Below are 13,363 nucleotides of genomic sequence, written 5' to 3'. Positions count from 1 at the left end.
GCAAAGTCGGGCTGGCTACAATCTTCGCATTGTAGTGAGCAAGCGATCCCACCGTGACCGAAGCAAGTACCTGGATGTGCCTGATCTGTGGCTGGATCTATGACGAAGCCACGGGTGATCCGGAGCATGGCATCGCGCCGGGCACCGCCTGGGCCGATGTGGACATGAATTGGACCTGCCCCGAATGCGGTGCTCGCAAAGAAGACTTCGAGATGGTGCGTATCTGATTGGTTGATCGACGGCATGGCCTCGCTTTAGGAGAATTCCATTGGACTCGCAGGCACCGGCAGGCATGAACGCGGGCGTTATCTCCAAGGTGCTGGTCATCGATGACAGCAACACGATACGTCGCAGCGCCGAGATTTTTCTGAAGCAGGCCGGCCATCAGGTGGTGCTGGCCGAAGATGGCTTTGACGCGTTGTCCAAGCTCAGCGACTACCAGCCCGATCTGGTGTTCTGCGACATCCTGATGCCGCGCCTGGATGGCTACCAGACCTGTGCCATCATCAAGCGCAATCCCTTGTTTGCCGGCGTGCCTGTCATCATGCTGTCGAGCAAGGACGGCCTGTTCGACAAGGCGCGAGGCCGCATGGTGGGCTCGCAGGACTATCTGACCAAACCCTTCACCAAGGATCAGCTTTTGCAGGCGGTGCAGCAGCACCGCCGCGCCGGCTGACTTCTTCAATCCACAGGGATGCCCTTTAGAGGCAGCGCGAGGAGCACGAGATGCCTATCCAAAAGATATTGCTGGTGGATGATTCCAAGACCGAGTTGCACCATCTCAGCGAGATGCTGCTCAAGCGCGGTTACGAGGTGCGCACCGCCGAGAACGGCGAGGAGGCGATGAAGCGCCTGGCCGAGGAAAAACCCGATCTGATCCTGATGGATGTTGTGATGCCGGGCCAAAACGGCTTCCAGCTGACCCGCGCGATCACCCGCGACGAGCGTTTCGCCGATGTGCCGGTGATCATGTGTACCAGCAAGAATCAGGAGACCGACAAGGTCTGGGGCATGCGCCAGGGTGCGCGTGACTATGTGGTCAAGCCGGTCAAGTCAGAGGAATTGCTGGCCAAGATCAAAGCGCTCGGTTGAACGCGTATGAGCAATAAGCAAGCCCTGCGCGAACTCCAGCAACGCCTCGCGCAGCGCATGCAGGCCGCGCGCGAGCAGCCGCAGCAGGCGAGCTGGCTGGCGGTCGAGTGCGCCGGCATGCCGCTGCTGTTCTCGCTGCTGCAGGCCTCCGAGATCTTCACGCCGGTGCCGTTGCAGACCGTTCCCTATGCCCAGCCCTGGCTGCTGGGCGTGGCCAACCTGCGCGGTGGGCTGCACACGGTGGTCGATTTGGCGGCCTTTTTGGGCCTGCGCGAGGCGGCTGCGGTAACCCGCTCGGAAGGGGCGCGGCTGATCGCAATCAACCCCGATCTTGGCATCAACTGCGCGCTGATGGTCGACCGCCTGTTGGGCCTGCGCGGCGCGATGCAGGCCGAGACACCCGATGAGGCGACGCCGCGGCCGCGTTTTGCGGGCGGGCTGATGCGCGATCAAGAGGGCCGTCGTTGGCAGGTGATAGACCTGGAAGCGCTGGCCAGACACGAGCAGTTTCTTCGGATTGTGGCCTGAGCGTTCCGCTTGAGCGGCCGCTGTCAACCACCGACTTCACGAGGGTGAGATGAGCTTCCTGGACAAAATCAAGAATCTGGGCAAGACCGAGGACGCCGCTGGCGCGTCAGCCGGATCTTCGCACTCGGCTGCCATGCCTGTGGGCACGATCAGCGGGCCGCTCAGCGAGCCGCCGCGCTCCGAGTCCTCCATCATTTCCGAGGCGGTGCCGACCGAGATGGCCGGCACCGAGTTCCCCGAGACCAGCAGCGCTTTTGCCAGCACCGTCGCGGCTGAAGGCGGCGCTGCGGCGGCGTTCACTCCGGCCGCCAAGGGCGGGCGCCAGGCCCTGCTGACGGCGCTGGTGGCCTTCGGCCTGATCGGCACGGCGGCCAGCGTCAGTCTGATTCTGGTCAACGCCAATCGCACCTCCGCCCAGGTGCGCGCCACCGGCCAGGCTCTGATGCAGTCGCAACGCATGGCCAAGTCCGTGTCGTCGGCCCTGGTCGGCAATGCAGCGGCCTTCGGCGAGCTGCGCGAGAGCGTCGGCGTGCTGACCGGCATCGTGCCCCAGTTGCGCGAGGGCGCCCAAGGCCAGGTGGCGGTCCAGCAAGGACTGGATCAGGTCGAGCCGCTGATCATCCGGGCCGACAAGAACGGCAAGGTGGTGCTGGCCCAGGAGAAGGTGCTGACCCAGGTGGGCCAGGCCTTGCGCAGCATCAATCGCCAGAGTTCTGACCTGCTGGAGAGCGCCGAAGCAGTCGCCTCGCTGTCGCTGCAGCAGGGCGCTTCGCTGGGGGAGATCTCGGCCGTGGGCCAGTTAGTGATGCTGACCCAGCGCATCGGCAAGAGCGCTAACGAGTTCTTGACCCAAGAAGGCGTCAGCCCAGAGGCGGTGTTCCTGCTCGGCAAGGACCTGAATACCTTCAAGGAAATCACTGAGGGTCTGCTCAAGGGCAACCCCGAGCTGCGCCTACCCGGCGCCCGCGACCCGGAGTTGCGTGAACGTCTGAACACCCTGCTCAAGCAGTACGAGGACACCCGCACCCAGGCCGCCGCGATTCTGTCGAATCTCCAGGGCCTGGTGTCGGCCCGCGAGGCCCAGTCCAGCATCCTGGCCGATAGTGAGCCGGTGCGTCGCAGCCTGGAGCAGATCGCCGCCGAGCTGGAGGGCGGCGGTGGCATCACCTGGTGGAGCGGCCTGCTGCTGCTGGCCTCCTTGGCCGCGCTGGTCGTCGGCGCGCTCGGTTTTCTGCGGCTCTATGTGTCCGGTCAGGCCCAGCGCGCGGCGATGGCGGAGGCGCAAAAGCGCGAGGCCGAGGCTCAGGAACAGGAAGCCAAGCGCGTCAACGATGCCAACCAGGCAGCGATTTTGCGTTTGATGAACGAGCTGCAGGCGGTGGCTGAGGGTGATCTGACCCAACAGGCGACCGTGACCGAGGACATCACCGGCGCGATCGCCGACTCGGTGAATTACACGGTGGAAGAGCTGCGCAGCCTGGTCAGCCAGGTGCAGAGCACGGCCGCCCGGGTGACCGACACCACCGGCCAGGTCGACCAGACGTCGACCGAGCTGCTGGCCGCCTCGACCGAACAGCTGCACGAGATCCGCGCCACCGGCGAGGCCGTGCTGCAGATGGCCGGTCGCATCAATGAGGTGAGCGCCCAGGCCCAGCAGACCGCCGAGGTGGCGCGCCAGTCGCGCCAGGCGGCTGAGACCGGCCGCGAGGCGGTGCAGAACAATATCGGCGGTATGAACTCGATCCGAGAGTCGATCCAAGAAACCTCCAAACGCATCAAGCGCCTGGGCGAAAGCTCGCAGGAGATTGGCGAGATCACCGAGTTGATCTCGGACATTACCGAGCAAACCAATGTGCTGGCGTTGAACGCCGCCATCCAGGCCGCCTCGGCCGGCGAGGCCGGTCGCGGTTTCTCCGTGGTGGCCGAGGAGGTGCAGCGCCTGGCCGAGCGCTCCGGCGATGCGACTCGCCGGATTGCCGCGCTGGTCAAGACCATTCAGACCGACACCCAAGATGCGGTGGCCGCGATGGAACGCTCTACCGTCGGTGTGGTGCAGGGGACGAAACTCTCGGATGCGGCCGGTAGCGCGCTGGAAGAAATCGACACCGTGTCGCGCCGCCTGGACCAACTGATCGCGCAGATCTCGACGCAGGCGCTCAGCGAGGCCCGTGCCGCCAACGAGGTTGCCGCCAACATCCAACACATCTTTGCCGTGACCGAACAGACCGGCGAGGGTACGCGCTCGACGGCCCAGATGGTGCATGAGCTGTCGCGCTCGGCCGAGGCCCTGCGCGCTTCGGTGTCCCGCTTCAAGATTGGTTGAGCGCCTGAGCGCCGCCCCAGCATAGACGACAAGGCAAGCATGGACCTCCCGCGCGATTCCGAGTTTCCGCCCGATCTCAGCCCGCTGGCCTGGGTGCAGGAAGAGCTGCGCCGCTCGCTGGAGTCGGTTCACAAGACGCTGCGCCGCTTCTTGCGCGAAGCCGATGGCCGCGCCTCGGTGCTGGGCATCGATGCGCCGGCCAGCCCGCCGCTGCTGGCGGCCGCCGCCCAGTTGCACCAGGTCGCCGGCGTGCTGGTGCTGGTGGGCCTGCCCGGCGGCGCCGCGGTGCTACGCGCTGCCGAGACGGCGGTGCAGAATCTGGCCCAGCAGCCGCTGAACATCGATCTGCCGACGGTCGAGATCATCGAGCGTGCCGACTTCGCGCTGCTGTCTTTTGTGGCCCGTCTGCTGGCCGGCAACAAGACCTCCAGCCTCGCGCTGTTCCCGCCTTACCGCGAGCTGCAAACGCTCAACGGCGCCGAGCGCATCCACCCTGCCGATCTGTGGCCACAGGAGTTCGCCTGGCGCGATCTGCCCGTCGACCCGGTGGCCAAGCCGCTGGCACCGGAGGCCGTGCGCCGCGCCTTCGAGGCCACCTTGCTCAAGCAGATGCGCTCACCACGGCCCGAGCATGCGAGCCTGCTCAGCGATCTTTGCGCCGGACTGGCGGCCGGACTCGCCGGAGCACAGGCTCGGACCTTGTGGCAGTTGGCGGCGGCTCAGTACCAGGCCCAGGCCCTGGGTCTGCTGAACCCGGACACCTATGCGAAGCGGCTGGGCTCGCGCCTGCTGTCGCAGTTGCGTGCCGGCGGCGCGGCGGCCTCGCAGCGCCTGGCGCATGATCTTCTGTTTTTCTGCGCCCAGGCACGCCCCGAGCCCGCCGCTGTGCGGCTGATGGCGGTGCGCGAGGTCTACGGCCTGGGCGACGAGTCCGCCGGGGATTACGAGGACGATTCGCTGGGTCGCATCGACCCGGCCTGGGTTGCGCAGGCGCGCCGGCGTGTCAGCCAGGCCAAGGAAAGTTGGTCCTCTGCGGCCGAGGGCGAGACCCACCGGCTGGCCGGCCTTGACGAGCAGTTTGCCGGGCTCAACGAGTCGCTGAGCCGACTCTTCCCCAGCGGCGAGGTGTTGGGCGAGACGCTGCAGCGCGCGGTCGTTGCGACCTTGCGTTCCAACCAGCCGCCCAAGCCCGATCTTGCGATGGAGGTGGCCACCGGCCTGCTTTACGTCGAGGCGGCGCTGGACGACGCAGCCTTCGACCAGCCCGAGCAGGCCGAACGCGTGCGCCGTCTGGCGCAGCGGGTCGAGGCGGTCTCGCATGGCGAGCCGCCGGCGCCGCTGGAAGCCTGGATGGAGGATCTGTACCGCCGTGTCTCGGATCGCCAGACCCTGGGCAGCGTCGTGCACGAGTTGCGCGCCAGCCTGTCCGAGGTCGAGCGCTTGGCCGACGAGTACTTCCGCAACCCAAGCCAGCGTCAAGTGCTGATCCCGGTGCCGGGCCAGCTGCAGACCATGCGCGGCGTGCTGACCGTGCTGGGCCTGGACCAGGCGGCCCAGGCCACCGTGCGCATGCGAGACGAGGTCGATGCGCTGGCCAATACCGAGGTCGATCCCGAGTTGGCCGGCCCACGCGAGCTGTTCGAGCGCTTGGCCAACAATCTGGGTGCGCTGGGATTCATGATCGACATGCTCAGCGTCCAGCCACAGCTGGCCAAGCGCATGTTCCATTTCGACGAGGCATCGGGCCGGCTCGATGCGGTGATGGGCCGGCGCAGCGATGCAGTCAGCCTGCCGCCGCTGGACGGCGCTGCCGAACCCAGCCTTCTGAGCCAGGTGCAAGCGGCGGCCCAGGCCGCGGCCGATGGCGAGCGCCCAGCCGAGGAGTTGGCGCGCGATCTCGAGCGGCTGTCGCAGCAGGCCCGCGCCGCTGACGAGCCGGGCCTTGCCCATGCCGCGCAATCGGCCCAGCGCCTGCTCGACGAGGCCCTGCCGACCCTGCCGCTGCCGCTGGACCCGTCGGCGCAAGACCTGGCCCCGGTGGCTGACGAAGAGCTCGACACCGCGCTGGCCCAGGCCGCGCAATCGCTCAACCAGTTCCTCGAAGCGCATGCGCCCGCAGCCGCGCCGGTCGCCGCGCCGGTGAGCGCGTCACTGCAGCTCGACGAGGACATGTTGCCCATCTTCCTGGAGGAAGCCGAGGAGGTGATCGCCAATGCCCGCGAGGCGCTGGCATTGCTGGAGCAGGATCACCACAACCTCGAGCAGCTGACCACGGTGCGACGCGCCTTCCACACGCTTAAGGGCAGCTCGCGCATGGTCGGGTTGAACGCTTTCGGCGAAGGTGCCTGGGCCTGCGAACAGCTCTACAACACCCGCATCGGCGAGCAGACCGGCGCCGACCCGGCACTGCTGGCTTTCACCGCTGAGGCGCTGGACTATCTGGCGGACTGGTGTGAAGCGATCACCAGCCGCCGGCCCGGCCCGCATCAGCCCGACGGCCTTCGCAACAGCGCCGATGCGCTGCGCCTGGAAGGTCGCGTGCTGCCGCTGGACTGGCCGAGCTCGGGTGCGGTGCCGCTGAGCAGCGAGCCCGAGCCGCTATCCCAGGCGGTGGTCGAGCCGGCGCTGCCGCCGTCGGTTGAGCCCGAGTCCGAACTGGAAGCGGAAGCTTTGCCCGAGCAGGAGACCCTGCCCGTGCCCGAGGTGTCCGCCGACGATGCCGGCTTTGTGCTTGATCTGCTGCCGCCAACGGAGTCGAGCGCCGATGCGGCGCCGGAATTAGAGCTGCCCGAGTTCGAACTGCCCGAGTTTGAGCTGCGCCTGGATCTGGGCGAACCCGAGCCAGAGGTCGAGCCGCCGCTGCATTCCGCCGCGGCGCCGCTGCTGGAGTTGGTGCCGCCCGTCGAGCCCGAGCCGATCGAAGAGATCGAGGCCGAGGACAGCGTCAAGGTCATCGGTCCGCTGCGCATCAGCATCACCCTGTTCAACATATTCCTCAACGAGGCCGACGAGCTGTCGCGCCGGCTCTCGACGATCTTGGCCGAGTGGGCGCTGGAGCTGGCCGTGCCAGTTCCGGCTGACGCAGAGGCGCTCGCCCATGCATTGGCCGGCAATGCGGCCACCGTCGGCTTCGAGGACCTGTCCGCGCTGGCGCGTGCGCTGGAGCATGCGCTGGGCCGCGCCGCCCAGGCGGGCTCCTACGAGGTGCAGGATGCCGAGCTCTTCGTCGGTGCGGCCGACGATCTGCGCCGCCTCCTGCACCAGTTCGCCGCCGGCTTCCTCAAAACTGTCGAGGGCGATCTGCTGCCTCGGCTGCATGACTATCAGCCGGCGCCGGTCCTGCCTGTCGAGTCTGAGCCCATGGACCTGGAGATGCCGGAGCCGGCGCTTCAGGACTTCGCGGTCCGCGCCGAGCTGGCCGCCAAGGACGAAGCCGGCTTTGTCGGCGGACAGCCCGACGACATCGATACCGAACTGTTCCCGATTTTCGAGGAAGAGGCCCAGGACCTGCTGGAGCAGTTGCATGCCAGCCTGCGCGACTGGCTGGCCAGCCCGCAAAGCCGCGCCCGGGCCGATGCCTGCATGCGTTCGCTGCATACGTTCAAGGGCGGTGCGCGCCTGAGCGGCGCGATGGGGCTGGGCGAACAGGCCCACAAGCTCGAGTCCAGTGTCGAGTCCCTGCTGGGCCGTCCCGAGCTGGACGGCGGCGATCTGCGCGAGCTGCAGTCGCAGGCCGACGCGTTGGAAGCCAGCTTCGAGCAGTTGCGCCACCGGCTCAAGCAAGGGCCTGCCGAGGCCCAAGCGAAAGAGCCGGCCCCGGTGCCGGTGCCGGTGCCGCCAGTCGAGCCGGTCGACGTGGTTCCCGTGGCTGCCATGCCCGAGGACTCGGCCTTGGTGGCCGAGGAGCCGCTGGCGCTCGATGCCGGCCCGCAGATCGACTGGTCGCGCTTTGGTCGGGGCGTGCAGGCCGCAGCCGAGGAGGCCACAGCCGTGTCGGCGCAGCCGCTGGTGCGGGTTCGCGGCGCACTGCTCGAACGCATGGCCACCCAGGCCGGTGAGGTCAGCATCCGGCGCGCGCGTCTGGAGTCCGAGCTGGCCCAGATGAAGAGCGCGCTGCTCGATCTGGACGACAACCTGGACCGTCTGCGCAGCCAGCTGCGCGAGCTGGAGGTGCAGGCCGAGGGCCAGATGGGCTCGCAGCAGGAGGCGGCCAAGCTGGCCGGGCGCGACTTCGATCCGCTCGAGTTTGATCGCTACACCCGCTTCCAGGAACTTACCCGCATGCTGGCCGAGTCGGTCAACGACGTGGCGACTGTGCAGCGATCTTTACAGCGCAATGTGCAGCTCGGCGAGGACGAACTGGCCGGTCAGTCGCGGCTGACACGCGAGCTGCAAGACGATCTGCTGCGCACCCGCATGGTCGAGTTCGATTCCAGTCTGGCCGAACGTCTGCACCGCGTGGTGCGCCAGGCGGCGCGCGAGTCGGGCAAGCAGGCCACTTTGACGATTGTGGGCGGCCATATCGAGTTGGACCGCAGCATGCTGGAGCGCCTGACCGGCGCCTTCGAACACCTGCTGCGCAACAGCCTCAGCCACGGGATCGAGACGCCCGAGGCGCGCGTCGCCGCCGGCAAGCCCGAGAGCGGCACGATCACGCTGCGCCTGGCCCAGGAGGGCAACGAGGTGCTGCTGGCCTTCAGCGATGACGGCGCCGGCCTGAACCTCGCACGGATCCGCGAGCGCGGCGAGATGCTGGGGCTGGTCTCTCAAGGGGCGGAGCTGGAAGACAGCGCGCTCATGGAGCTGATCTTCGCGCCGGGCTTCTCGACCGCCAGCCAGGTCACCGAGCTGGCGGGTCGCGGTGTCGGCATGGATGTGGTGCGGGCCGAGGTCAGCACCCTGGGCGGCTATGTCGACATCCATTCGACGCCAGGGCAGGGCGCGGGCTTCGATCTGCACGTGCCGCTGACGACGGCGCTGACCCAGGTCGTGCTGTTGCGCTATGGTGAGCACAAGGTCGCGGTGCCGGCCGCGTTGATGGAGTCGGTGCAGCGCCTGCCGCTGGACACGGTCGAGCAGGCCTATGCCGATGCCAGCCTGCAGCAGGGCGACACGGCGCTGCCCTTCTACTGGTTGGGCGGCCTGATGAATCACAGCGGCCGGGGCGTGCTGCTGGGCCGCACTCTGCCGGTGGTCTTCATCAAGAGCGCCCACCAGCGCATGGCGCTGCATGTCGACGAGGTGCTGGGCAACCAGGAAGTGGTGATCAAGAACCTCGGCCCGCAGCTCAGCGGTGTGCCGGGCCTGGCCGGCATCAGCCTGCTGGCTTCGGGCGATGTGGCGCTGATCTACAACCCCGTGGCGCTGGCGCATTGGTACGGCGCTGCGGCGCAAAGCCATGCACAGCAGGCGGCGGTCAGCGCGGCCTCGCCGCTGGACGCGCCGGAGGTGCTGGCGCCGCTGGTGCTGGTGGTGGACGACTCGCTGACCGTGCGTCGCGTCACACAGCGTCTGCTCGAGCGCGAGGGCTACCGCGTGCAGCTGGCCAAGGACGGCATGGATGCGATGGAGAAGCTGTCAGGCGACGAGCTACCGGCGGTGGTGCTGTCCGACATCGAGATGCCGCGCATGGACGGGTTCGACCTGGTGCGCAATATGCGCGCCGATGCGCGTCTGGCCGGCCTGCCGGTGATCATGATCACCTCGCGCATCGCTCAAAAGCACAAGGACTACGCGCAGGAGCTGGGCGTCGATCACTACCTGGGCAAGCCCTATGACGAAGAGCTGCTTTTGGATCTGATAGGCAGATACACTTCGTCGCAAATTGCGGTGACGCAGTAGAAGCCGATCCTGGACCAGATCCGGGGCATCATGGAACAAGGCAAGGCGCCCTTTGTGGCGCCTTGTTCGTGTCTAAGTCGGGCGCCATGTCTGAAGTCGTTGAGCATCTTGCCGAGTTGACCGGATTCAGGGATCGTGACGTGATGGACGTGACTCTGGTCTCGGCCCTGCGCGATCTGGTCGAGCCTCTGTCGGTGGCCATCTTCCGACTGGTCGGCGAGGCTGGGCAGGAGCGCTGGCTGACACGCGCGCGCCTGGTCGGCGATGCAGCGGTGGCCAGTGCCGACTCGGTCTGGGCCGAGCGCCTGCCCAGCGCCCATTCCCACCCCGACCGGCTCGACTGCATGCACGAGCGCCATGTGCTGCAACGACGCGAGGGCGAGCACTGGCTGACCCTGTTCCCGATCGCCACCGAGCGCGAGGTGGTCGGAGTGCTGGAGATCGAGTCGTGCGAGAAGCTGAAAAACTCCGACCAGCGCCTGGTCGGCAGCATCCTACGCATTTATCACAACTTCCAAGGCCTGCTGGACTACAGCGAGCGCGACACGCTGACCGGCCTGTTGAACCGCAAGACCTTCGATGAGAGCTTTCTGAAGGCAGTCGGTAACGGCTCACCCATCAGCGCGATCGAGCAGGCCGACGACGGCCGCCGCCACGAGGGCCAGCGCCCGAGCTACTGGTTGGGCGTGATCGACATCGACCATTTCAAGCGCGTCAACGATAGCTTCGGCCACCTGATCGGCGACGAGGTGCTGCTGCTGCTGTCGCGCCTGATGCGCAACACCTTTCGCTTCCACGACCTGCTCTACCGCTTCGGGGGCGAGGAGTTCGTCGTGCTGATGCGCTGCACCGACGAGCTCGACGCCGCCCAGGCCTTCGAGCGCCTGCGCCTGAATACCGAGGCCTACCAGTTTCCGCAGGTCGGCCACATCACCGTCAGCATCGGCTTCACGCCTGTGCGCCCCGAGGACTCGCCGGCCAGCGCCTTCGAGCGGGCCGATCGTGCGGTCTATCACGCCAAAAGTGCCGGCCGCAACCAGGTGCAAAGCCATGCGGCCCTGCTGGCCATGGGGCTGATGCAGGAGCCGGCCAAGCTCAGCGCGGTCGAACTGTTCTGAGCCAGCGCCACAGCGGCGTTGTGGCGCTGTGGCGCTATGTGCGACAGCGCACAGTAAGACGGCTCGCTTGCCAGGATAGTTGCCTTGTGCGAACAGCCAAGGAGCCTTCGATGAGCCAGTCCCCCAAGCCAGATTCCGGCGGCGCCGCACGTATGCTCTGCTGCCCCCAATGCCAGGGCAATATCTACCGCGTCCCGCGCCGCCTGCGCGACATTTGGTTCAGCGCTGTCGTCCCGTTGCGGCGCTACGCCTGTCGCTCGCTGCAGTGTGGCTGGGAGGGCAATCTGCGCCGGTCGCTCGCAAGGCAGGATGGCGGTCAGGCGGACGATCAGCGCAGCTTTATGCTGTAGGCGGTGCAGGTCGGGGCCGGCCGCATGCGCGATGAAGCGAATACGAGACGGCCGCTCAGCGACGGAACTGCCGGGCCGCGAAGGCCCACACCATGCGCGAAGCATCCGGGCCCTGGCCGTCGCCGAAGGGCTGGCTGGCCTGCCCCCCGCTCCAGGCATGGCCGAGTCCGTCCACCTCAACCAAGCTGGCCACGGTCGCCGCGCCGCGCTTGAAGTCGATCACCGTGCTCGGATAGCGCTTGCCTCGCCGCACGGTGCGCGGCTGCGCCGCGCGCGCGTGCGCAGCATCGGCCCAGGCCTGCACGGCGGCCCGCCCATTGTTGGGCGCGACCACCGCGTCGCGGCTGCCATGGATGACCAGCAACGCAGGCCAGGCGGTGGCCGCCGGCGCGGGCGCCGACACCGGCAGGGGCTGGGTGGCACGCCGGCCCCGCATCGCGCCCAGCGCCGACAGGCCGGAATCGGCCGTGCCGGGCGGGATGCCCGAATGCATCACCACCGCCTTGAAGCGATCCGGATACCGGCTTGCCAGCAGCGCCGCCATGCTGGCCCCGGCCGACAGTCCGGCCAGCGCGACGCATTCGCGGTCGGCCGGGTAGAGCTGGCAGACCTGGTCGATCGCCTGCAGGATCAATGCGGCCTCGTTGTCGGCCCGGCCCGAGCGGGTGTCGAACCAGTTCCAGCAGCCCTGGGCGTTGGCCAGCCGGTCTTGCTCCGGATAAAGCACCAGAAAACCCTCGCGCGCGGCGACCCGGTTCATCCGGGTGCTGGCGGCAAAGCTGTGGGCGGTCTGGCCGCAGCCGTGCAGCATCACCAGCAGAGGCAGGCGCTCGCCAGGCTTGAGTTGCAGGCCCGGCGGTCGGTAAAGCCAATAGCGCCGCATCCCGGTGGCAGCGATAACGGCGCCGGCCAGCCAGTCGCCATCGCCCGGCGGGCGCTTGCGTCGGCTCAGCGCGGGCTTCAAGGCCTTGCCAACGGCCTGCCCGCCGGCGCGCAGGTTCGAGCGGGCCAGCGCCGACCAGCCTTGCTGCCACATCCGGGTCCAGGCAGCGCCGGGTTTGCGTTTGGCCATGCTCGCGGCGTCAGCGTTTGAGCTTGACGTAGCTGCGCTGGGCTTCGGTCGCGCGGCTGGTGTCCTGCACGCCGCGCAGCACGTCCCGCAAGGCCTGGCGCAACGGGGCGCTGGGCCGGCCGGCGATGCGGCCGGCCGGTGCGTCGTGCTCGTCCGGCGGGGAGGGTTTCTTGGTGGCGGGGAGCTTGGGGGGTGGAAGAATCATGGTGAGGCTCCTTGGGGTTGCTTTGTAGACCCTAGCATCGCGGGCCGGCGAAGCCTGTAGGACACCCACCCGTATGCTGGGTTCTGTCATCCGCGTCCGGGCAAACCTGAAGTCTTCATGAGTCATTAATCAAACGATTGATTAAATTGATATGATGGCCGCATGTCGACCTCAGCCCCTTCCCTGCCCGGTACCCGCGAGCGCATGCTTGCCGAGGCCACCCGCATCTTTGCGGACAAGGGCTTTGACAAGGCCAGCACCCGCGAGATCTGCCAGGCCGCCGGTGTCAATATCGGCTCGATCTCCTATTACTTCGGCGACAAGCAGGGCCTGTACCGTGAAGCCCTGGTCCAGCCCATCCTCGACCTGCTGGCCCAGGTGCCGGCCCCCGACGCCGAGGTGCCGCTGCAGGACTGGCTGCGCGGCTTCTACCAGGCCTTGCTGGCGCCGCTGCGCTCGGCCGATGGCAGCGCGGCCCAGTTGATGCGCCTGCTGGGCCGCGAGATGCTCGAACCCAGCATGGCTTACGAGGAGCTGTGCGCCCAGCACATCGGCCCCCAGCATGCGGCACTGATCGAGATGCTGCGTCTGCGCGTCGGGGCGGCCGAGGCCGATCTGGGCCTGCAGCATCTGGCCCATGCGCTCACGGCCCTTGTGCAGGACTACTGGATGTCGGCCGACTATATGGAGGCGCTGGCCCCCGGCGTCGTCTACGGCCCCGGCGCCTATGAGCGCGTGCTTGCGCGCATGGTGGCCTATGGCTCGGCCATGGTGGAGCAGGAGCGCTTGCTGCGCCTGGCCCCGCCGCCCCTGTCTACCCACGGAAGAAGCTAG

11 protein-coding genes are annotated in these 13,363 nt (G+C 67.6%); 9 read left to right on the top strand and 2 right to left on the bottom strand.

The genetic code is table 11. The features are described 5' to 3' along the window. Positions 1-74: 74 nt before the first annotated feature. From OOZ63_RS05320 to OOZ63_RS05285, 8 genes are all read left to right on the top strand, one after another. Entirely contained in the window at positions 75-227 is a 153-nt protein-coding gene (locus tag OOZ63_RS05320; RefSeq protein WP_137943183.1) for a rubredoxin, read from the top strand. 65 nt (positions 228-292) lie between these two features. Then, positions 293-676, top strand: coding sequence for a response regulator (locus OOZ63_RS05315; RefSeq protein ID WP_266004375.1), 384 nt, complete (start codon positions 293-295; stop codon positions 674-676). A 50-nt stretch (positions 677-726) separates the two neighbouring features. Then, the gene (locus OOZ63_RS05310) at positions 727-1,092 is read left to right on the top strand and encodes a response regulator (RefSeq protein ID WP_137943167.1); all 366 of its coding nucleotides are present in this window, start codon (positions 727-729) and stop codon (positions 1,090-1,092) included. A gap of 6 nt (positions 1,093-1,098) precedes the next feature. Then, positions 1,099-1,620, top strand: coding sequence for a chemotaxis protein CheW (locus tag OOZ63_RS05305; protein ID WP_266004373.1), 522 nt, complete (start codon positions 1,099-1,101; stop codon positions 1,618-1,620). A gap of 49 nt (positions 1,621-1,669) precedes the next feature. Continuing rightward, positions 1,670-3,943 (top strand): methyl-accepting chemotaxis protein, encoded by a 2,274-nt coding sequence (locus OOZ63_RS05300; RefSeq protein ID WP_266004371.1) that lies wholly within the window; start codon positions 1,670-1,672, stop codon positions 3,941-3,943. 39 nt (positions 3,944-3,982) lie between these two features. Beyond that, the gene (locus OOZ63_RS05295; protein ID WP_266004369.1) at positions 3,983-9,784 is read left to right on the top strand and encodes an Hpt domain-containing protein; all 5,802 of its coding nucleotides are present in this window, start codon (positions 3,983-3,985) and stop codon (positions 9,782-9,784) included. Between the two features lie 86 nt (positions 9,785-9,870). After that, positions 9,871-10,902, top strand: a complete 1,032-nt coding sequence (locus tag OOZ63_RS05290) for a GGDEF domain-containing protein (RefSeq protein ID WP_266004368.1) — start codon at positions 9,871-9,873, stop codon at positions 10,900-10,902. Between the two features lie 110 nt (positions 10,903-11,012). Continuing rightward, the gene (locus tag OOZ63_RS05285; RefSeq protein WP_266004366.1) at positions 11,013-11,252 is read left to right on the top strand and encodes a hypothetical protein; all 240 of its coding nucleotides are present in this window, start codon (positions 11,013-11,015) and stop codon (positions 11,250-11,252) included. Positions 11,253-11,307: 55 nt separating this feature from the next. On the opposite strand, the gene OOZ63_RS05280 is transcribed toward OOZ63_RS05285, so the two are convergent. After that, positions 11,308-12,324: an alpha/beta hydrolase family esterase gene (locus tag OOZ63_RS05280; protein ID WP_266004365.1), complete on the bottom strand. Its 1,017-nt coding sequence runs from the start codon at positions 12,322-12,324 to the stop codon at positions 11,308-11,310. 10 nt (positions 12,325-12,334) lie between these two features. Continuing rightward, positions 12,335-12,529, bottom strand: a complete 195-nt coding sequence (locus OOZ63_RS05275) for a hypothetical protein (RefSeq protein ID WP_266004364.1) — start codon at positions 12,527-12,529, stop codon at positions 12,335-12,337. Positions 12,530-12,691: 162 nt separating this feature from the next. Between OOZ63_RS05275 and OOZ63_RS05270 the strand changes: the two genes are divergently transcribed. After that, the gene (locus tag OOZ63_RS05270; RefSeq protein ID WP_266004363.1) at positions 12,692-13,363 is read left to right on the top strand and encodes a CerR family C-terminal domain-containing protein; all 672 of its coding nucleotides are present in this window, start codon (positions 12,692-12,694) and stop codon (positions 13,361-13,363) included.

Source organism: Paucibacter sp. PLA-PC-4, from assembly GCF_026241155.1.
In the GTDB taxonomy this organism is placed as follows: Bacteria; Pseudomonadota; Gammaproteobacteria; order Burkholderiales; family Burkholderiaceae_C; genus Roseateles_E.
Note: the sequence above shows the minus strand (reverse complement) of the source record. Positions and strands in the feature narration are given on the sequence as shown.